Source organism: Lautropia mirabilis (assembly GCF_900637555.1).
Lineage (GTDB): Bacteria > Pseudomonadota > Gammaproteobacteria > Burkholderiales > Burkholderiaceae_E > Lautropia > Lautropia mirabilis.
In genome coordinates, this window is the sequence record NZ_LR134378.1 from 1,809,286 (window position 1) to 1,828,992 (window position 19,707).

15 protein-coding genes are annotated in these 19,707 nt (G+C 65.8%); 11 read left to right on the forward strand and 4 right to left on the reverse strand.

Features of this window, described 5'->3' with window-relative positions:
- The first annotated feature begins 30 nt into the window (after window positions 1-30).
- The 4 genes from gspE (at window position 31) to EL249_RS07375 (ending at window position 4,225) form a co-directional block, all read left to right on the forward strand.
- Window positions 31-1,470, forward strand: coding sequence for a type II secretion system ATPase GspE (gene gspE, locus EL249_RS07360; protein ID WP_005673391.1), 1,440 nt, complete (start codon window positions 31-33; stop codon window positions 1,468-1,470).
- A 48-nt stretch (window positions 1,471-1,518) separates the two neighbouring features.
- The gene (gspF, locus tag EL249_RS07365; protein ID WP_005673389.1) at window positions 1,519-2,727 is read left to right on the forward strand and encodes a type II secretion system inner membrane protein GspF; all 1,209 of its coding nucleotides are present in this window, start codon (window positions 1,519-1,521) and stop codon (window positions 2,725-2,727) included.
- Window positions 2,728-3,558: 831 nt separating this feature from the next.
- On the forward strand, window positions 3,559-3,762 hold the full coding sequence (locus tag EL249_RS07370) for a type II secretion system F family protein (protein ID WP_040529827.1): 204 nt from the start codon (window positions 3,559-3,561) through the stop codon (window positions 3,760-3,762).
- A 136-nt stretch (window positions 3,763-3,898) separates the two neighbouring features.
- Entirely contained in the window at window positions 3,899-4,225 is a 327-nt protein-coding gene (locus EL249_RS07375; protein WP_005673386.1) for a YkvA family protein, read from the forward strand.
- A 228-nt stretch (window positions 4,226-4,453) separates the two neighbouring features.
- On the opposite strand, the gene EL249_RS07385 is transcribed toward EL249_RS07375, so the two are convergent.
- The 3 genes from EL249_RS07385 to fabI all read right to left on the reverse strand — a co-directional run bounded on the left by EL249_RS07385 (window position 4,454) and on the right by fabI (window position 7,857).
- Window positions 4,454-5,674 (reverse strand): ATP-binding protein, encoded by a 1,221-nt coding sequence (locus EL249_RS07385; protein ID WP_005673384.1) that lies wholly within the window; start codon window positions 5,672-5,674, stop codon window positions 4,454-4,456.
- Window positions 5,675-5,847: 173 nt separating this feature from the next.
- Window positions 5,848-6,924, reverse strand: a complete 1,077-nt coding sequence (lplAB, locus tag EL249_RS07390) for a lipoate-protein ligase LplAB (protein ID WP_005673383.1) — start codon at window positions 6,922-6,924, stop codon at window positions 5,848-5,850.
- A gap of 138 nt (window positions 6,925-7,062) precedes the next feature.
- On the reverse strand, window positions 7,063-7,857 hold the full coding sequence (fabI, locus tag EL249_RS07395) for an enoyl-ACP reductase FabI (RefSeq protein ID WP_005673382.1): 795 nt from the start codon (window positions 7,855-7,857) through the stop codon (window positions 7,063-7,065).
- A gap of 100 nt (window positions 7,858-7,957) precedes the next feature.
- On the opposite strand from fabI, the gene EL249_RS07400 reads away from it, so the two are divergent.
- The 4 genes from EL249_RS07400 to EL249_RS07415 all read left to right on the forward strand — a co-directional run bounded on the left by EL249_RS07400 (window position 7,958) and on the right by EL249_RS07415 (window position 13,833).
- Entirely contained in the window at window positions 7,958-9,937 is a 1,980-nt protein-coding gene (locus EL249_RS07400) for an extracellular solute-binding protein (RefSeq protein ID WP_169311670.1), read from the forward strand.
- A complete protein-coding gene (locus EL249_RS07405; RefSeq protein ID WP_005673379.1) occupies window positions 9,931-10,986 on the forward strand; it encodes a microcin C ABC transporter permease YejB in 1,056 nt (351 codons plus the stop codon). Before EL249_RS07400 ends, EL249_RS07405 begins: the two co-directional genes overlap by 7 nt.
- A gap of 82 nt (window positions 10,987-11,068) precedes the next feature.
- A complete protein-coding gene (locus EL249_RS07410) occupies window positions 11,069-12,136 on the forward strand; it encodes an ABC transporter permease (RefSeq protein WP_126348338.1) in 1,068 nt (355 codons plus the stop codon).
- A gap of 41 nt (window positions 12,137-12,177) precedes the next feature.
- Window positions 12,178-13,833 (forward strand): ABC transporter ATP-binding protein, encoded by a 1,656-nt coding sequence (locus EL249_RS07415; protein ID WP_005673375.1) that lies wholly within the window; start codon window positions 12,178-12,180, stop codon window positions 13,831-13,833.
- Between the two features lie 48 nt (window positions 13,834-13,881).
- Here the strand turns inward: EL249_RS07415 and EL249_RS07420 are convergent, their stop codons facing one another.
- Complete coding sequence (locus tag EL249_RS07420) at window positions 13,882-15,003, reverse strand: NADH-dependent flavin oxidoreductase (RefSeq protein ID WP_005673373.1); 1,122 nt, start codon at window positions 15,001-15,003, stop codon at window positions 13,882-13,884.
- A 199-nt stretch (window positions 15,004-15,202) separates the two neighbouring features.
- Between EL249_RS07420 and EL249_RS07425 the strand changes: the two genes are divergently transcribed.
- The 3 genes from EL249_RS07425 to EL249_RS07435 are packed head-to-tail and all read left to right on the forward strand — an operon-like array spanning window position 15,203 to window position 19,704.
- Window positions 15,203-15,946, forward strand: coding sequence for an ABC transporter ATP-binding protein (locus EL249_RS07425; protein WP_040531166.1), 744 nt, complete (start codon window positions 15,203-15,205; stop codon window positions 15,944-15,946).
- Window positions 15,930-18,446 (forward strand): FtsX-like permease family protein, encoded by a 2,517-nt coding sequence (locus EL249_RS07430; RefSeq protein ID WP_005673370.1) that lies wholly within the window; start codon window positions 15,930-15,932, stop codon window positions 18,444-18,446. Before EL249_RS07425 ends, EL249_RS07430 begins: the two co-directional genes overlap by 17 nt.
- A gap of 7 nt (window positions 18,447-18,453) precedes the next feature.
- Window positions 18,454-19,704 (forward strand): efflux RND transporter periplasmic adaptor subunit, encoded by a 1,251-nt coding sequence (locus EL249_RS07435; protein ID WP_005673369.1) that lies wholly within the window; start codon window positions 18,454-18,456, stop codon window positions 19,702-19,704.
- The last annotated feature ends 3 nt before the right edge of the window (window positions 19,705-19,707 follow it).

Here is a 19,707-nt window from a genome sequence, read left to right on the forward strand (position 1 = left end):
TTGATCCAGACATAGCAGGCGATACGACGAATGGCTTCGGTTTCCCCCGCGCGCTACGTGCCCTATGGTTTTGCTCGTGCCCACCAGATCCTGGTGTCGGCGCTGAGCGATGATGCGCTGGAGGTCTGGGTGGGTGAGAACACCCCGGCCACCGCGCTGGCCGAGCTGTCGCGCTCGCTGAAATACCGGCTGGTGCCGGTGGTCAAGCCGGCCGACGAGCTGAGCAGCGCCATCTCGCGCGCGTACTCGCAGCAGGAGGGATCCGCTGCCTCGGTGGTGGATGAGGTGGGTGGCGACATCGATCTGTCGCGGCTGATGCAGGATCTGCCCAAGGTGGAAGACCTGCTGGAGTCCGAGGACGATGCGCCGATCATCCGGATGATCAACGCGCTGCTCACTCAGGCTGCCCGCGACAACGCGTCCGACATCCACATCGAGCCCTTCGAGACCTATTCGATGGTGCGCTTCCGGGTGGACGGCACGCTGCGTGACGTGGTGCGGCCCCGCCGCGAACTGCACGCAGCGCTGGTCTCGCGGATCAAGATCATGGCCAGCCTCGACATTGCCGAGAAGCGCCTGCCGCAGGATGGCCGCATCACGCTGCGCATCGGCGGCCGTCCCATGGACGTGCGGGTCTCCACGCTGCCCACCGGTCATGGCGAGCGCGCCGTGCTGCGTCTGCTCGACAAGGAAGCGGGGCGGCTGGACCTGGCCCGGCTGGGCATGAGCCCGGACCTGCTGCGCCGCTTCGACCATCTCATCGCACAGCCGCACGGCATCGTGCTGGTGACGGGCCCCACCGGCTCGGGCAAGACCACCACACTGTATGCCGCGCTCTCTCGCCTGGACTCCAAGTCCACCAACATCCTGACGGTGGAAGACCCCATCGAGTACGATCTGGATGGGGTGGGGCAGACGCAGGTGAACGCGCGCATCGACATGACGTTTGCCAAGGCGCTGCGCTCCATCCTGCGTCAGGACCCGGACGTGGTGATGATCGGCGAGATCCGCGACGTGGAGACCGCCCAGATTGCCGTGCAGGCGTCGCTCACCGGCCACCTGGTGCTGGCCACACTGCACACCAACGATTCGGTGTCGGCCGTCACCCGTCTCATCGACATGGGCATCGAGCCCTTCCTGCTGTCGTCCAGTCTCATCGGCATCATGGCGCAGCGGCTGGTGCGCAAGCTCTGCCCCAGCTGCCGTACCGAAGATACCGTCACCGGCAAGTGGCGCCCCGTGGGGTGCCTGGCCTGCAACCGCACCGGCTACCAGGGCCGTACCGGCATCTACGAGATCGTCACCGTCGACGACGAGATGCGCAGCCTGATCCACAAGAGCGCCGGCGAAGGCGAGCTGCGTGCTGCTGCACGCGCCAACGGCTTCCGCTCGATGCGTGAGGACGGCCAGCGCTGGATCGATGCCGGCATCACCTCGCAGGACGAGGTGGTGCGCGCCACCCGCGACTGAGGCCGCCCGTTGCCGATGTCCGTTGTTTCCTCCTTTCGTTGACCGACCATGCCAGCCTATCGTTTCCAGGCGGCCGATGCCGCCGGCGTCCTGCACCGGGGCATCGTCGATGCCGATTCCAGCCGCCAGGCACGCGCCATCATCCGTGAGCGCGGCCAGACCCCCATCGAGGTGGTGGCGCTGTCGGCCGAGCAGAACGCCGGCCATATCAACCTGGGCGGCCGCCTCAAGGATGCCGACCTGGCGCTGTGCACCCGCCAGCTCTCCAGCCTGCTGACCGCCCGGCTGCCGCTGGAAAAGGCGCTCAACGCCGTGGTGGAGCAGGCCGAATCGGCCCGCGTGCGCGAGCGCTTTGCCGCCGTGCGCAGCGACGTGGTGAGCGGCCAGACGCTGACCGCCGCCATGGCCAAGTTCCCGCGCGACTTCCCGGACACCTACCGCGCGCTGATCAGCGCCGGCGAACAGTCCGGTGACCTGGCGCAGGTGATGTCGCGGCTGGCTGCCTACGTCGAGAACCGCACCCAGCTGGTCAGCAAGGTGAAGATGGCCTTCACCTACCCGATCATCGTGGCCGTGGTGGCGGTGCTCGTCATCATTGCGCTGCTCACCTACGTGGTGCCGCAGGTCGTGCAGGTCTTCAACCAGACCCGCCAGGACCTGCCCCTGCTCACGCTCATCCTGATCCGCACCTCCGACTTCATCCGCAACTGGGGCTGGCTGGTGCTGCTGGGCCTGGGCGGCGCCTGGGCCGCCTTCCACTATTCGCTCAAGGCGCCCACCGCGCGACTGTCCTTCCACAGCAAGCTGCTGAACATGCCCATGTTCGGCCGGCTCGTCCGCGGCATCAACGCCGCGCGCTTTGCCTCCACGCTGGCCATCCTCACCGCCAGCGGCGTGCCGCTCATCCGCGCCCTGGAGGCCGGCGCCGACACGCTCAACAACACCGCCATGAAGGCCGAAGTGCGCGAGGCCTTAGGCCGCGTGCGCGAGGGCGCACCGCTGGCCCGCGCCCTGGGGGCCGGCAAGACCCTGCCGCCGCTGCTCATCCACATGACGGCCAGCGGCGAGGCCACCGGCGAACTGCCTCAGATGCTGGAGCGCGCCGCCGAGACCCTGTCGCAGGAAGTGGAACGTAAAACCTTGACAATGACCACCCTGCTGGAGCCTATCCTGATCTTGATTACTGGCGGCATTGTCCTCATGATCGTGTTGGCCGTGCTGCTTCCGATCATCGAGATCAACCAGCTGGTCAAGTAAGGCGGCGGGCGGCCTCTGCTTCCGGGGGCCTGGCGTCGGCTTCAGGAGGGGCCGACGCACCGGGAATCCCTGCACCTCGCTCCCTGGTAGCAACGGCTCCTCAAGAAGCTGGCCTGGCCAAGGTGGGTAACGGGCACCGCGCGTCCTGCACCAGCTGTGCCGCGACCAGCAGATTGAAGAGGCTGGTGCGCTCACCCCTGATGAAAGAGGCGCCAAATGCGGCTATCTTTTCAGGAGGAGTACCAGGTATGCGGAAATTGTGCAGACCAGAAAAGACGCAATCTTGCTGTCGAACAGGAACCCAACTCCTGTGGCAACAGCGATACCCATGACAAGAGCTGTATAAATAACGGAGACGACCAGTGAAGGCCAAGTGTGCACTATCCTGTATCTGAATATAAAAAGGGGAAAAAAGAAGCCGAAAAATATCCAGAACGGGTGTTGCATGACCGTCTCCACATGTCATGAAGCAAGTCGCCCGAAATGGGACGAGCTTTTGATCAATTTACCACTGTACCCAGCGATATCCGCCCCTGGTTGGCTTGCGGTTAGCATCCACCGCCATCAAGCCTGTGCGGGCAGTCGTGTCTCCAATAGGGAAGGTCGCCCGGTAGTACACCTGTCGTCCGCCTTGTAGCCCGCGTAGTTCCTCCCAAGTCCAGTTGCCAGCCGCTGTGGTGCGTCGCCTGTACATGCCCAGGAAGCCGGTTCCTACACGTTGAACACTAGCGCAGGTCGGGGCGTGTGAGACCCCGGGTGCCCTGCGCGAGGGTGCACCGTAGGCCCGCGTGTCTGGGGGCCGGCAAGATGTCGCCGGCGCTTGTTCACACCATGGCCAATGGTGAGGCCATCGGCAAGTTGCCGCAAAGGCTGGAGTACGCCTTCGAGAGACTGTCGCAGGCAGCGGAACGTAAAACCTTGACAATGACCACCCTGCTGGAGCCCATCCTGATCTTGATTACTGGCGGCATTGTCCTCATGATCGTATTGGCCGCGCTGCTTCCGATCATCGAGATCAATCAGCTGGTCAAGTAAGCGCCGAATGCAGGGCAGGCGGCGCTTTCCATCACCAGGACATGCCGCCATAGAATGCGTCCCGGGTATCGCCTCATCCCGAGGTGCCCGGAGCCCCACAGGGCAGCGGCTGGGTCCACTCCAGGAGAGGGTATCAATGATGTGGCTGCTGCGAATCCGCCGACTGTTACGTGCCACTGGCCGCGAGGCCATGATGCTGTGGTACGCATTGCTCAATCCCGCCACGCCGATGGCCATCCGGCTGGGCATCGTGGCCACGGGGCTCTACCTGTTCTCGCCGCTGGACATCATCCCCGACTTCATGGTGCTGTTCGGCATGGCTGATGACCTGGCCGTGCTGCTGCTCGCCATCCCCTTCCTGGTCAATCGCCTGCCGGCCCACGTGCAGCAGGAAGCCGCCTGGCGCGCCGACAACTCCTGGCTGGGCCGCTGGCTGCGGCGTGCGGGGACTGCGACGCGGTAAGCGTTCAATCATGTCTGGGCTGAAAGGTGCGGATACGCGGTGCAACCTTGTCGTGCAAGGTGCGCACCGTGATCCGCATGTCGTACTTGGTCTGTAGATTCAGCCAGAAACGCGCCCCATGACCGAGACGCAATGCGGTATCGGTGCTGATGGGGCGTTTGCCATGCACGAGTTCTGCTTTGATCTCAAAAGGGAAAGGGAAGAGAAGTCCAAGCAGGACGATTGATCCTACAGATACTCCACCGGCAATGACAGCAGGTCGTCGGCCAGCCACAGCTTCTGGGGGTACTGGTCGATGATCGTGCCGCGTGCCACAGTGATGTCGGCAGCGGGCAGGTGAGTGTGCAGCACCTGGAAGGCGCTACCCATGCGCCTGTCGGGCTTGGCGCTGGTCTTGATCTCGATGGGGTAGAGCGTTCGGCCGTGCTCGATCAGTAGGTCGATTTCCTTCTGTGAGGTGTCCCGATAGAAATACAGCGGCGGCACTGTGCCCCGGTTCTGGAAGGACTTGATGATCTCGCTGACCACGAAGGTCTCAAAGAACTGGCCGCTGCGTGCACCCAGCCGGATGGTGTCGGGCGTGAGCCACTTGGTCAGCCAGGCCATCAGTCCGGTATCCCGCATGTAGAGCTTGGGTGTCTTGATGGCGCGCTTCAGGTGGCTGTTGTGGTAGGGCGGCAGCAGGTGGATGATGCCCGAAGCCTGCAGCACGGCCATCCAGCGCTTTGCGGTGTCCATGGAGATGCCGGCATCCTGGGCCACGCTGCTGTAATTGAGCAGTTCTGCACTGCGTGCCGCCACGGCCACCATGAAGCGTGTGAAATCCGACGTGCTGCCGATGTTGGCCAGTTGGCGCACGTCGCGCTCGATGTAGGTGGCCACGTAGGATGCGTAATAGACATCCCAGTTCACCGTCTGCTGGTACAGGCGTGGCATGTAGCCACGATGGATGGTCTCCCAGATGTCCGGACAGGGCTTCAGACTGGCTTCGCGCTTCTGCAGGTAGTCGTCAGTGGGAATGAAACTGTCCGTGAGCGTCACACCATGGATTTCCCGCAGCGACAGACCCGACAGATTCAGCACGGCGATACGGCCTGCCAGGCTCTCGCTCACGTTCTGCATGAGCCCGAAGGCCTGTGAGCCGGACAGCAGGTAACGGCCGTTCTCCTGCCGGCGATCGATTTCAAGCTTCAGAAGCGGAAACAGCGACGGTACGTGCTGCACCTCGTCCAGGATCAGGCGGTCGGGGTGGTTGCGCAGGAAAAGGGCGGGGTCGTCATCCGCCTGCTGGCGTAGCAGCGGATCGTCGAAGCTGACGTAGTGATGGTCAGGGGCCACGTGCTTCAGCAGGGTGGACTTGCCCACCTGGCGTGGCCCCGTGACCAGGAGGGCCGGAAACTGCGTCTGCAGCTCGGTCAGCAGCGGCTGCATCTGGCGGTCGATGTACATGCTGTGCCTCCATGCGCGAATGGCCACTTTGGGTTCGCTGAGGAAGTATGTTCAATTCACGATTCTATCGTGAATTGAACAGGGTTAGCATGAACGCCGTGCAACGCGCTTCGAGGGAGGTCTCTGTGAAGTTCTGCACAACCCGCCCTAATCGGGAGGGGCCAGGCCGGCCATCAAGGCAACCGATAAAGCCAGGCCTCAGTGCCAAACTTGGCGCACACCAGCGCCTCGGCGGCCGCGCGTTCCTCGCGCGTGATGTGGCCTGGCTGGCCGCCATGCAGCTGCACGAAGGTGTCCTTCATCCGTTCGATGATGGCCTCGCGTGGCAGGCCGGTCTGGCTGCGTAGCGGGTCCACGCGCTTGGCGGCGCTGGTGGTGCCCTTGTCGCTCAGCTTCTCGCGGCCGATGCGCAGCACCTGCAGCATTTTGTCGGCGTCCATGTCATAGGCCATGGTGACGTGGTGCAGCACCGTCTGGCTGCAGTCGCGCGGCACGTTGGCAAAGCGCTTCTGGGCTGCGCCGCCGATCTTGCCCCTGTCGCTGCTGATGTCGTTGAGTGGCTTGTAGAAGGCAGCCACGCCCAGCGACTGCAATGCCTTCAGCACCCAGTCGTCCAGGAAGGCGTAGGAATCGGCCAGGCTCATGTCGGCCACCAGTGTGCCGGGCGCGTACAGTGAATAGGTGATGATGCTGCTGCCTTCGATGAACATGGCACCACCACCGGTGATGCGGCGCGTCAGCGTCACGCCCAGCCGCCGGGCTGCCTCCAGGTCCACTTCATTGCGCACCGACTGGAACACGCCCAGAACCACGGCCGTGGTGTCCCATTCCCAGATGCGCAGCGTGGGTGGCCGTCGGCCGGCAGCTACTTCCAGGCTCAGCACCTCGTCCAGTGCCGCGTGCATGGCGGGCGAGACGGCCGGTTCGTGGATGATCTGCCATTCGAAGTCCCGCCAGGTGGTGGCCAGCCCCAATGCGCGGCGCACCGCGATGGCCACGGCCTCGGGGCTGAAGCCGAACAGCATGGCATCCGACGGCAGGGCAGCGCCGATGGCGGCAGCAAGCTGCGCCGTGTCAGCCGTGATGGGCTGGCCTTCCAGCGCCTGCCGGATGTCGTCCAGCGCGCTGTCGGGTTCCAGGAAGAAGTCGCCTGCCACCTGCACGTGGGTCAGTCTGCCATCGTGTTCATGCAGGTCCACCACCACCAGCTTGCCGCCGGGGACCTTGTACTCACCGTGCCTCGTGCTCATCGGACGCTCCTTCGGAATGAGGGGTTATGATAGCGAACGAGAACTATTTATAGATTGGATCAGCAAGAACTCTGCATGCCTCCCGATTCCCGAAAGGCAGGCCGGCCCCCACGATTGAGGGGCGCGGCCCGAGAGCCATCAGCCTTCCACGCCACCCAGGGCGTTGGAGTAGCCCGCGTCCACGTAGGTGATCTCGCCGGTGATGCCGGAGGCGAGGTCAGACAGCAGGAAGGCGGCGGCGTTGCCCACTTCCTCGATGGTGACGTTGCGGTGCAGCGGGGCGGCGGCTTCAACGGCTGCCAGGATGCTGGAGAAGCCCTTGATGCCGGCGGCAGCCAAGGTCTTGATGGGGCCGGCGGAGATGCCGTTGGCGCGGATGCCCTTGGGCCCCAGCGAGCGGGCCAGGTAGCGGACGCTGGCTTCCAGCGAGGCCTTGGCCACGCCCATGGTGTTGTAGTTGGGCACGGCACGCACGGCGCCCAGGTAGCTGAGCGTGACGAGGGCACCGTTGCGCCCTTGCATCAGCGGCAGGGCAGCGCGGGCCAGGGCCACCAGGCTGTAGGCCGAGATGTCGTGGGCCATGCGGAAGTTCTCGCGGGTGGCGCCTTCCAGGAAGTCGCCGGCAATGGCTTCGCGGGGAGCATAGGCGATGGCGTGGACAAGGCCGTCGAAGCCATCGGTCCAGTGCTGGCCAACGCTCTTCATCAGGGCGTCGATCTGTTCGTCTTCAGCCACGTCGCAGGGGAAGACCAGCGAGGAGCCGAATTCCGCCGCCATTTCGGTGATGCGGTCCTTGAAGCGGTCGTTCTGGTAGGTGAAAGCCAGCTCGGCGCCCTGGGCGCGGCATTGTTTGGCAATGCCGTAGGCAATCGAGCGATTGGAGAGCAGGCCGAGGATGAGGATGCGCTTGCCGGCCAGAAAACCTGTGTTCATATGTCGCCTCGTGGCAAAAATAACAGCGGCATTGTCGCACGAGCTGGCCGCCCTACAATGCGGGCTGGTGTTTTCGACGTGGTGGCGGATGGCTGTGGGTGTGGATGTTTCCCGACAGATCGGGGGTGGGCGGCGCGCCTGGCTGCAGGGTGGCCTGGTGCTGGGAGCGGCCGCACTGGCCGGCTGGCCGGGACGCGAAGTGCTGGCGGCGCACGGCATGGCCTGGGGTGGTGAGCCGCGCTATCCGGAGTCGTTTGCCCACTTTGACTATGTGCGGCCCGACGCACCGCGCGGTGGCCTGGTGCGGCTGGCGGGCATGGGCACCTTCGATTCGCTCAATCCGTTCACGCTTCGGGGCATTGCTGCGGCTGGCACGGGCTCGCTGATGTTCGAGTCGCTGGCGGTGGCCAGCTGGGACGAGCCCTTCTCGGTGTACGGTCTGCTGGCCGAGGACATGATCCTGGCCGAGGACCGGCTGTCGGTGATGTTCAAGCTGCGGGCCGAGGCACGTTTCAACGATGGCTCGCCGGTGCTGGCCGAGGACGTGCGCCATTCGTTCGAGACGCTGGTGGGCCCCAAGGGGCATCCGCTCTTTCGGCAGTATTTCGGGGACGTGGAGCGCCTGGAGGTGATGGACAACCGGCTGCTGCGCTTCTTCTTCAAGCGTACCAACCCCGAGCTGCACCTGATTCTGGCCAAGGACCTGCCCGTGTTCTCGCGTCGCTGGGGGCAGGGCAAGGCCTTTGACGCCATGCCGCACGAGCGCCCCATCACCAGCGGTCCCTATGTGGTGGACAGCATGGACCTGGGCAAGCGCATCGCCTTCAAGCGGGTGGAAGGCTACTGGGCCGATGCGTTGCCGGTGCGGCGCGGCACCTTCAATTTCGAGCGGGTGGTGTTCAAGTATTTCCGCGACGAGGTGGCGCGGCTGGAGGCCTTCAAGGCCGGCGAGTTTGACTGGCTGTTCGAGAACAGTGCCCGCAACTGGACGCGCGGCCACGTGGGGGCGCGGTACCGAAGCGGCGAGATCGTCAAGCGCAACTTCCCGCATTCCAACGTGAGCGGCATGCAGGGCTATGCGCTCAACACGCGCCGTCCGCTCTTCAAGGACGTGCGGGTGCGTGAGGCGCTGGCGCTGGCCTTCGATTTCGACTGGCTCAACCGTCATTATTTCCAGGGGCAGTACACGCGCACGCGCAGCTATTTCGCCAACAGCGCCATGGCCGCATCCGGCAAACCGGATGCGGAGGAAATGCGCTTCCTGAAGAGCCTGTCGTCGCCGCTGGATCCGGCGGTGTTCGGTGAGCTGCCCGAGCTGCCGGACAACCCGGATGCGGATGCGCTGCGCCGCAACCTGAAACGCGCCCAGCAGCTGCTGAATGAAGCGGGCTGGCAGGTGGACACGGATGGCGTGCTGAAAAACGCGCAGGGCCAGGCGTTCCGCTTCGAGGTGCTGGGCGATGCGCCGGCCTTCGAGCGGCTGGCCACGCCGTGGATCCACAATCTGGCGCGGCTGGGCATCCGCGTGCGGCAGCGCATGGTGGATCCGGCGCTCTATCAGAAGCGGGTCAGCACCTTCGATTACGACGTGGTGACGACGGTCTACCCGATGAGCAGCACGCCGGGCAACGAGCTTTTGCAGATGCTGGGCTCGGCGGCGGCCAACGACGCGCGCTCGGGCAACTATTCGGGCGTGGCCGATCCGGCGGTGGACGAGATCATCGAACGCATCCTGCAGGTGCGCTCACGCGATGAGCTGCAGCTGGCCACCCGGGCACTGGACCGCGTGCTGCGCCATGGCTGGTACATGGTGCCGCAGTTCCACAGCAGCAGCTACCGCGTGGCCTTCGACTGGCGGCTGCGGCATCCCGGGGTGCTGCCGCTCTTCTACGATCCGCAGAGCTGGCTGCTGGAGACCTGGTGGCGTGACGACGAGGCCCGGCCGGTCCCCGTGGCCGAGCAGGCTGATGCGATGGACGTACCCCTGATGCACCTGCCCGCCCTGGCGATGGAACAGCCCTCGCAGCCTGCTGGAGTGTCTGCCATCGGTCATCGCGCCGGGAGATTCCTGACATGCTGAACTATGTGCTGCGCCGGCTGGCGCTGATGGTGCCCACGCTGCTGGGCATCCTGCTGGTGAGCTTCGTCATCATCCAGTTCGTGCCTGGTGGCCCGGTGGAGCAGCTGGTGCATCAGCTGCAGGCGACATCCCAGGGAGGGGAAGGTGGTGGTGCGCCGGCGGCCAGCGGCTATCGTGGTCGTCAGGGGCTGGACAAGGAGCAGATTGCCGAGATCGAGGCCTTCTATGGCTTCGACAAGCCCGCGCCCACGCGCTTTGTCGAGATGCTGGGACGCTATCTGCGCTTCGACCTGGGCGAGAGCTTTCATTACCAGCAGTCGGTCTGGTCGCTGATCGTTCAGAAGCTGCCGGTGTCGATCAGCCTGGGGGTGTGGAGCTTTTTCATCGTCTATCTGGTGTCCATTCCGCTGGGCATTGCCAAGGCGGTGCGTGACGGCAGCCGCTTCGACCTCTGGACGACGACGGCGATTCTCGTGGGCTACGCCGTGCCCGGCTTCGTGCTGGGGGTGGCGCTGCTGGTGCTGTTCGGCGGCGGTTCGTTCCTGTCGTGGTTCCCGTTGCGCGGGCTCACCTCGGACGACTGGGAGTCGCTGAGCCTCTTTGGCAAGGTGATGGACTATTTCTGGCACCTGGTGATGCCGCTGACCTGTCTGGTGGCAGGCAGCTTTGCCGTGACCACGCTGCTCACCAAGAACGTGATGCTGGAAGAGATTCGTCGCCAGTACGTGGCCACGGCGCGGGCCAAGGGGCTGGGCGAGCAGCGCATCCTGTACCGGCACGTGCTGCGCAATGCGCTCATTCCCTTGGTGACGGGCTTTCCGGCAGCGTTCATCGGGGCCTTCTTCACGGGCTCGCTGCTCATCGAGACGCTGTTCTCGCTGGACGGGCTGGGGCTGCTGTCCTATGAATCCGTGGTCAAGCGTGATTATCCGGTGGTGCTGGGCATGCTGTATCTGTTCTCGCTGATCGGGCTGCTGACGCGGCTGATCACCGATGTGGCCTATACGTGGGTGGACCCGCGGGTGAAGTTCAGTGGATCGGGGCGGTGAACGGATGAACGCAGTGCAGGACAATCGACACGGTGCGATCGGCCAGGGGCAGCCCAGCGGCCCGCAGGGCGTGCCCGCATCCATGGCACCGGCCTTGGGTGGCGCAACGCCGGGTGCGCGGGAGGGGGGCGCCTCTGCCTCGCCGGCAGCGCGGGCCTGGCAGCGTTTCCGTCGGCATCGGCGCGGCTACATCAGCCTGTGGATCTTCGGCGTGCTGTTTGGCATCTCGCTGTTTGCGGGTGTGCTGTCCAACGACCGGCCGCTGCTGGCCAGTTACCAGGGGCAGTGGTACACGCCCTTGTGGCACGATTACCCGGAAACCACCTTCGGCGGCGACTTCCTGGCGCCTACCGAATGGCATGATCCGTTCATCCAGCGACAGTTTGCGCAGGATGGCAACTGGGCGCTGTGGCCGCTGAACCGCTACAGTTTCAACACGCTGAACTATTATGCCGATCTGCCCAACCCCGCACCGCCGTCCGCCCAGAACCTGCTGGGCACCGATGACCGGGGGCGCGACGTGCTGGCGCGGCTGCTGTACGGCTTTCGGCTGTCGGTGATGTTCGGATTGGCGCTCACGGCCATCGGCACACTGCTGGGCATCGTGATGGGGGCGCTGCAGGGCTATTTTGCGGGTCGGGTGGACATCACGCTGCAGCGGCTCATCGAGGTGTGGTCCGCCATTCCCGAGCTGTACCTGCTGCTGATCCTGGCCTCGATGTTCGAGCCCAGCATCTGGGTGCTGCTGGTCATCCTGTCGCTGTTCGGCTGGATGGGGCTGTCGGACTACGTGCGGGCCGAGTTCCTGCGCAACCGGCAGCTGGAATTCGTGCAGGCGGCGCGCGCGCTGGGGCTGCCCCGGCGCACCATCATCCTGCGGCACATCCTGCCCAATTCGCTCACGCCGGTGCTGGCCTTCCTGCCGTTCCGGATGAGTGCAGCCATCGTGGCGCTGGCCAGTCTGGACTTTCTGGGACTGGGGGTCTCGGATTCCAGCCCCAGCCTGGGCGAGCTGCTGGCGCAGGGCAAGAACAACCTGGATGCCTGGTGGATCGCGCTGCCCACCTTCGGCGTGCTGGTGGGCACACTGCTGCTGCTGATCTTCATCGGTGAGGCGCTGCGGGACGCACTGGACCCGCGCAAGCGCTGAACGGCATCCGGATAAAGGCAATTGAAGGGAGAACAGGCCCCATGACGGGTTTGGCGGTTGGAACGACACAGGGCACGGCCAAGGCAACGGCAGACGGTACGTCGCTGCTGGAGGTGCGGGGGCTGGGCATCTCGCTGCCTGACGGCGCCGGCCAGATGCAGCGCATCGTGCACGACGTGAACCTGACGGTGGGCCGCGGCCAGCGGGTGGCGCTGGTGGGCGAGTCCGGCTCGGGCAAGACGCTGACGGCGCACGCGCTGATGCGGCTGACCGAGGGCGCGAAGTACGACGGCCAGATCCTCTTCGAGGGGCAGGACGTGCTGACGGCCGACGAACGCACCCTGCGCACCTTGCGCGGGGGCCAGATGGGCATGGTGTTTCAGGAGCCCATGTCGGCACTGAATCCGCTGCACACGATTGGTGACCAGATCAGCGAGGCCATGGAGCACCACGAGGGGCTCACCCGCGCCCAGGCGATGACACGCACGCTGGAACTGCTGCAGCTCACCCGCATCCAGGATCCGGCGCGCTGCGCGGCCGCCTACCCGCATCAGCTTTCGGGCGGGCAGCGGCAGCGGGCGCTGATTGCCATGGCGCTGGCCTGCCGGCCCAAGCTGGTGATTGCCGACGAGCCCACCACCGCACTGGACGTGACCGTGCAGGCGGGCATCATGAAGCTGCTGGCCGACCTGCAGCAGGAGTTCGGCATGGCGGTGCTGCTGATCACGCACGACCTGCCGCTGGTGCGCGCCTTTGCCGAGCGGGTGGTGGTGATGCGCCACGGCAGTATCGTCGAGCAGGGCTCGGTGGCCGAAGTGTTTGATCAGCCGCAGCACGAATACACCCGCGCGTTGCTGGCCGCACACCCGCAGCGGCTGGTGGAGCCCGTGGGGGCGGGGGCGAACGTCGTTCTGCAGGCCCGCAAGGTGGGCTGCACCTTCGTGAGCCCCAAGGGCTGGTTCTCGCGCCAGCGCACGGACGTGCTGAAGGACGTGGACCTGCAGATACCGGCAGGCACCACCCTGGGCGTGGTGGGCGAATCCGGATCGGGCAAGACGACGCTGGCTCTGGTGCTGATGCGGCTGGCTGCTGGCGAGATGCAGGGCGAGGTGGAGATTGGCGGTCAGCGCATCGACACGCTGCCCGAGCGCACGCTGCGGCCGCTGCGCGCCGGCTTCCAGATGGTGTTCCAGGACCCGTTCAACTCGCTTTCGCCACGGATGAGCATTGCCGAGATCGTGGGCGAGGGCCTGTGGCTGCACCACAGCCAGCTGTCCGACGAGGAGCATCGCGCGGCCGTCATCGGCGCCCTGCAGGACGTGGGGCTGGAACCCGCCCAGGTGCTGCACCGCTACCCGCACGAGCTGTCCGGCGGCCAGCGCCAGCGCGTGGCCATCGCCCGCGCGCTGGTACTGAAACCGCGCCTGCTGGTGCTGGACGAGCCCACCTCCGCCCTGGACCTGACCGTGCAGCTGCAAGTGCTGAAACTGCTGGTGTCGCTGCAGCAGAAATACGGCCTGAGCTACCTGCTGATCACCCACGACATGGGCGTGATCCGCGCCCTGGCACACCGTCTGCTGGTGATGAAGGACGGCGCGGTGGAGGAGCAGGGCGCCGTGGAAGAGATCTTCATGACGCCGGCATCCGCCTATACGCGCGAGCTGCTGGCGGCTTCGGCTTGGCGGGATGCGGTGTGAGGGTGGCCAGAAGGGGTTAGGGGCTTCTGGCCGTTGTAGGGATGGGGCTCAGATATCCAGAATCTTCCGCTCCATGCCCTTGACGGGTGGCAGCCAGGCCTGGGTGCCAAGCATGCGGGCCGGCAGGCGGTAGGACTCGGCGCGCTCGGGGTCGAGTTCGGTCTGGATGTCGTCATCCCGTCCCTGTTCGGCCAGTTCTGCCCAGTGGGGGTTGATCAGGAGTGTCTTGCCCAGGGCAATGAATTCTGCCCAGCCGGTGGCCAGTGCTTCGGCAGCCTGGGATGGGGTGTAGAGGTTGCCCACGCCGATGAGGGGAAGCTTGCCGTTGATGCGCTGGTGCAGCTGTTCGATGCGGGTGCGCTCCGTATCTGCACCGCGACGGGCTTTCTTGTAGAAGTCCCACAGGGAGACGTGCAGGTACTGCAGCGGTTTCTGCACCAGGGCATCAATGAGGGCGAAGGTGTCGGCCATGGTGATGCCGTTTTCGCCGGGTTCTTCGGGCGAGAAGCGGTAGCCGATGATGAATTCGGGCTTGGCGTGCCTGTTACGCACTGCCGTGACGGCGTCCACGACGGCCAGCGGGAAACGCAGCCGGTTCTGCAGGCTGCCGCCCCAGGCGTCGGTCCGGCGGTTGGACTGGGCGGAGAAGAACTGCTGGATCAGGTAGTTGTTGGCGCCATGGATTTCCACGCCATCAAAGCCGGCTTCCAGCGCCAGTTCGGCGGCACGGCCGTAGCCGTCGATGATGCTCAGGATCTGCGCCTCGGTGAGGGCCTTGGCGCCGGTTTCGGGATGCTCGGACGGGGCGAAGATCTCGCCATTCGGGTTGAGTGCGGGAATGGACTGCCAGCCGCCGTGATGGATCTGCAGCAGGGCTTTGGCGCCCTGATCATGGGCAATGCGGGCGACTTCACGCAGGCTGGGCAGGTCTTCGGTGCCGATGGCCTCGGGCTGCCCGTAGAAGGCCTTGCCACCGTCGTGCACCAGGGTGGCGGCGGAAATGAACAGGCCGATGCCCCGGAAGCGGTCAGTGAGGAACTGACGCTCCTCGGTGGTGATGTGGCCGTTGTCGTCCGAGGCCAGATGGGTCATCGGGGCGACGGCCAGGCGGTTGCTGACGGTAACGCCGTTGTTGAAGGTGTAGCTCTGGAAGAGGTTCGGATGCTTCATGGTTGATGTGTTCTGGTGAGTTGGGTATCTGCCGTGACGATGTTATACCACTGGCCCTCGTCAATGCCGGGTCGCGTCTGGGGTCATTGATCTGCTGCCCCCGTGAGTTTTCCCGTTTCCGATAGTGTCTTTCTTGCCCCTGCACGCCCTTGGACGGACAATGGCCGAAGGGCAACATCGAACGATGAGGCAGCTCAGCATGGCCGACATGGGGACAGATCGGGCAGAGGACAAGGTACGGGCAGAGATGTTCCGTGCCCGCGGGCTGACCAAGGTCTACCGGATGGGCGAGGTGGAGGTGCACGCGCTGCGCGGTATCGACCTGGCGCTGTATCCGGGCGAGTTCGTCGTGATCCTGGGCCCTTCGGGTTGTGGCAAGTCCACGCTGCTGAACATCCTGGGCGGGCTGGATGTGCCCACGGAGGGCGAAGTCTGGTACAACGGCCATGACCTGACGCATGCAGACGATGCGGTGCTGACGCGCTTTCGGCGCGACAACGTGGGTTTCGTCTTTCAGTTCTACAACCTCATTCCCAGTCTGACGGCGCGCGAGAATGTGGCGATCGTGACGGAGATCGCGCGCCAGCCCATGCCGCCGGAAGAGGCGCTGGCGCTGGTGGGGCTGGGTGAGCGGCTGGAGCATTTTCCGGCGCAGATGTCGGGGGGCGAGCAGCAGCGGGTGGCCATTGCGCGGGCCATTGCCAAGCAGCCGGCGGTGCTGCTGTGCGACGAACCCACGGGGGCGCTGGATTCGGCCACCGGGGTGCGGGTGCTGAAGGCACTGGACGAGGTGAATGCGCGACTGGGTACGTGCACGGTGGTGATCACGCATAACGCCGACATTGCACGGATGGCGCACCGGGTGCTGACGATGGGCGACGGGCGCATCGTGGCCGAGAAGGTCAACGAGCAACGGTTGAGTGCCGATGAGCTGCGCTGGTGACAGAAAGGGCTGGCGGCTGCCGGCACTGTACCGGAAGGCGCTGCGCGACCTGTGGCTGCTGCGCGGCCAGGCGCTGGCGATCATGCTGGTGGTGGCGGGTGGCATCGCCATGCTGGTGATGTCGCAGGTGGCGCTGGATACCCTGAACAACAGCCGGTTGCGCTTCTATGAGGCGCAGCGGCTGTCGGATATCTGGGTGGATGCCAAGCGTGCGCCGGAAGCGGTGGTTCGGCAGGTGGCGGCGCTGCCGGAGGTCGCCGAGGTGGAAAGCCGGGTGCAGGCCTTTGCCAAGCTGAAGCTGCCGGGGTTCGATGAGCCGGTATCGGCGCAGATGATTTCCTTGCCGGACGACGGTGGGCAACCATTGATGAACGGCCTGCACCTGCGTCAGGGGCGGCTTCCGGCGGCGCTGTCGCGCGATGAGGCGGTGGTGAGCGATGCTTTTGCCGAGCAGCACAACTTGAAGCCCGGAGACCGGCTGCGGGCGACGGTGAACGGGCATGCACAGTGGTTCCGGCTGGTGGGTGTGGCCTCGTCGCCGGAGTTCCTGTATCCGATCAAGCCCGGGGCGATCTTTGCCGACCACAAGCATTACGCCATTCTGTGGATGCCGCGCCGGGTGCTGGAGGCAGCCATGAACATGGCCGGGGCCTTCAATCAGCTGGTGGTGAAGCTGGCGGTGGTGCGGCAGGACCGAGTGCAGGAGGGGGCGCCCGGCGCAGATGGCCAGGAGCGCGCGTCTGGCGGTGCCGTCCCCCGAGCCGGGCGGCACGATGCGGCCGATGCAGCGCTGGCCCGTGCCCGACAGGAGGCAACGGCCATCGACGCCATCGAGCGGCTGATGGAGCGCTGGGGTGGGCTGGAAGCTGTCGGGCGGATGCAGCAGACATCGTATCGGGTGCTGCATGAGGAGCTGGCGAAGCTGCGTTCGATGGTGCGGGTGATGCCGACGATCTTCCTGGCGGTGGCGGCCTTCCTGCTGAACGTGGTGTTCACGCGGCTGGTGGGCACGCAGCGGGCGCAGATCGCCATTCTGAAGGCGTTTGGCTACCGCACGTGGGAGGTGGCGCTGCACTATGGGCTGATGGCCGCCATCGTGTGCGTGGCGGGGGCGTTGCTGGGGGCCTTGGCTGGTGCGGGGCTGGGTCAGGGGCTGGCCTCGCTCTATCAGGACAATTTCCGGTTTCCGGCGCTGTATTTCTCACTGGATGGCCAGGTGGTGCTGGTGGGCGTGGCGGTGGCAGTGCTGGCTGGCGTGGGCGGTGCGGGCTGGGCGGTGCTGCGTTCATCGCGTGAGCCGGTGGCGCAGGCCATGCGGCCGCAGGCGCCGGAGCGTTTCCGGGCGGCCGGCTTCGAGAACTGGCGGCTGGTGCGGGGGCTGTCACAGCCGGTGCGGATGGTGCTGCGTCAGCTGGAGCGCCGCCCGGGGCGGGCGCTGCTGAGCGTGCTGGGGCTGGCCATGGCAGGCAGCCTGATCATCCTGGCGGGCATGCAGAAGGGGACGCTCTCGTATCTGGTGGACAGCCAGTACCGGCTGGCCGAGCTGTACGACATGTCGGTGACGTTCGTCGAGGAGCGTTCGCCGCAGGCGGTGCATGAGCTGCGCTCCATCCGTGGCGTGCAGCACGCCGAGCCGACGCGTTCGGTACCGGTGGAGCTGTCTTTCCGCAGCCATCGCATTCGTACGGTCGTCTGGGGCCTGCCGGCGGATGGTTTGCTGCAGCAGCCGGTGAACGACCGGTTGCAGCGGGTTCCGCTGCCGCCGGATGGGCTGGTGATGAATGCCTATCTGGCCGAAAGGCTGGGCCTGAAGGAAGGGGATCTGCTGACGGTGCGGCAGTTGCAGGGCCGCCGCCGGGTCCTTCAGGTGCCGGTGGCTCGTCTGATCAACGAGAACCTGGGCTCACGGGTGTACATGAACCGTCAGGCGCTGAACCGGTTGCTGGGGGATGGGGATGTGCTGACCGGGGCGCTGCTGGAGATCCGGCCCGGCGCGGCGCCTGCGGTGGTGCGGGCGCTGGATGAGCGGCCGCAGGTGATGGCTTCGGACGATCGGCTGGATGCGATCCGGGCGATGTTCCAGATGGTGGAGCGGGTGTCCGGTCCGATGACGCTGCTGGGGGTGCTGCTGGGCTGCGTGGTGAACTTCGGGGTAGTGTACAACGCGGTGCGCATCACGCTGGCCGAACGCTCGCGCGAGCTGGCCAGCCTGCGCGTGCTGGGCTTCACGCGGGGTGAGGTGGCGCGCATCCTGCTGGGCGAGATCGGCGTGCTGGTGGTGGTGTCCATCCCGCTGTCGTTCGTGTTTGGGTGGCTGCAGTGCTGGTACATGGCGAAGGGGATGCAGAATGAGCTTTACCGCATTCCCGTGCATGTGCCAATGGGCAGCTACATGATGGCGGCGCTGGTGACACTGGGCTCTGCGCTGGTGTCCATGGTGGTGGTGCTGCGCCTGGTGAACCGGCTGGACATGGTCGAGGCGCTGAAGAACAGGGAGTAAGAGACAAATGCCTGCGCGAAGAACGTTGATCCAGGTGCTGGTGGCCGTGGGGGTGCTGGGCTGGGTGGGCTGGGAGGCATTGCGCGAGCCGGTGCAGCTGGCCCATGTGGAAAAGGCTGCTCATGCCCCGATGACCGAGAGCTTCTCGGAGGAGGGCAAGACGCGGCTGAAGACGCGCTATGCGCTGGCCGCACCCGTGGCGGGGCAGTTGCGACGTGTGACGCTGCAGCCGGGGGATGCGGTGCAGGCCGGGCAGGTCGTTGCGTGGATCGATCCGACTTCGCCCGGGCTGCTGGACGGACGTAGTCGCCGCCGGGCCGAGGCCGAGCTGGCGGCAGCGCGCAGTCAGCACCGGGCGGCGCGGCAGCGTGTGCAGGCGGCCCAGGCGGCCAGTAGCCTGGCGCGCAGCAGTCTGCAGCGTGCCATCCGGCTGCACGAGGGGCGGGTGATGTCGCAGGAGGCGCTGGAGCAGGCCCAGGCGCAGGCGGCACGCACGGCGGCAGAGCTGTCGGCTGCGCAGGCCGAGGCGCAGGCGGCGCGACAGCGGGTGGAGGAAGCCCGGGCCGCAATGTGGCAGGAGGAGCCCGGTCCTGCCGCTGGCCAGGACAGTGCAGGCGTGGCAGACACTGCCCCGCGTGCGACCAGCAGGCAGCCGGTGGCCGTGATGGCGCCGGCGACGGGCGTGGTGCTCAAGCGCACGCTGGAGAGCGCCACGCCGGTGACGGTGGGACAGGCGCTGATGGAGATTGGCGATACGGCCCAGCTGGAGATCGAGGCCGAGGTGCTGTCGGCGGATGCGGTGCAGCTGCGCCCGGGCACGCCGGTGCGGCTGTTGCACTGGGGCGGTGCGGGTACGCTGCAGGCGCATGTCCGTCGTGTGGAGCCCGGGGGCTTCACCAAGGTGTCGGCGCTGGGGGTGGAGGAGCAGCGCACGCGGGTGATTCTGGATTTCGACAGCCCGCGCAGCGAATGGGCAGCGCTGGGCGATGCCTTCCGGGTGGAGCTGGAGTTCCTGTTGCGACACGAGGATCGCGCGTTGCAGGTGCCGGCCAGCAGCCTGTTCCTGGACGATCGCGGCAAGCCGGGGAACTATGCCCTGTATCGTGTGGTGGATGGTCGGGCGCGGCTCACGTCGGTGCGCACGGGTCTGCGGTCAGCCACCCACGTGCAGGTGCTGGAGGGGTTGGCCGAGGGCGACGCGGTGATTGTCCAGCCCGACGAGCGCATCGTGGACGGAACGCGGATCGAGGTGCACTAGGCG

Excerpts from the sequence above, each read along its gene's own strand:
- EL249_RS07375 (WP_005673386.1), top strand. The coding sequence starts at position 3,899 with ATGATGTGGCTGCTGCGAATCCGCCGACTGTTACGTGCCACTGGCCGC.
- EL249_RS07425 (WP_040531166.1), top strand. The coding sequence starts at position 15,203 with ATGGCCGACATGGGGACAGATCGGGCAGAGGACAAGGTACGGGCAGAG.
- EL249_RS07435 (WP_005673369.1), top strand. The coding sequence starts at position 18,454 with ATGCCTGCGCGAAGAACGTTGATCCAGGTGCTGGTGGCCGTGGGGGTG.
- lplAB (WP_005673383.1), bottom strand. The coding sequence starts at position 6,924 with ATGAGCACGAGGCACGGTGAGTACAAGGTCCCCGGCGGCAAGCTGGTG.
- EL249_RS07370 (WP_040529827.1), top strand. The coding sequence starts at position 3,559 with ATGGCCAATGGTGAGGCCATCGGCAAGTTGCCGCAAAGGCTGGAGTAC.
- gspE (WP_005673391.1), top strand. The coding sequence starts at position 31 with ATGGCTTCGGTTTCCCCCGCGCGCTACGTGCCCTATGGTTTTGCTCGT.
- EL249_RS07405 (WP_005673379.1), top strand. The coding sequence starts at position 9,931 with ATGCTGAACTATGTGCTGCGCCGGCTGGCGCTGATGGTGCCCACGCTG.
- EL249_RS07385 (WP_005673384.1), bottom strand. The coding sequence starts at position 5,674 with ATGTACATCGACCGCCAGATGCAGCCGCTGCTGACCGAGCTGCAGACG.
- gspF (WP_005673389.1), top strand. The coding sequence starts at position 1,519 with ATGCCAGCCTATCGTTTCCAGGCGGCCGATGCCGCCGGCGTCCTGCAC.
- EL249_RS07430 (WP_005673370.1), top strand. The coding sequence starts at position 15,930 with ATGAGCTGCGCTGGTGACAGAAAGGGCTGGCGGCTGCCGGCACTGTAC.
- EL249_RS07415 (WP_005673375.1), top strand. The coding sequence starts at position 12,178 with ATGACGGGTTTGGCGGTTGGAACGACACAGGGCACGGCCAAGGCAACG.
- EL249_RS07420 (WP_005673373.1), bottom strand. The coding sequence starts at position 15,003 with ATGAAGCATCCGAACCTCTTCCAGAGCTACACCTTCAACAACGGCGTT.
- fabI (WP_005673382.1), bottom strand. The coding sequence starts at position 7,857 with ATGAACACAGGTTTTCTGGCCGGCAAGCGCATCCTCATCCTCGGCCTG.
- EL249_RS07410 (WP_126348338.1), top strand. The coding sequence starts at position 11,069 with ATGGCACCGGCCTTGGGTGGCGCAACGCCGGGTGCGCGGGAGGGGGGC.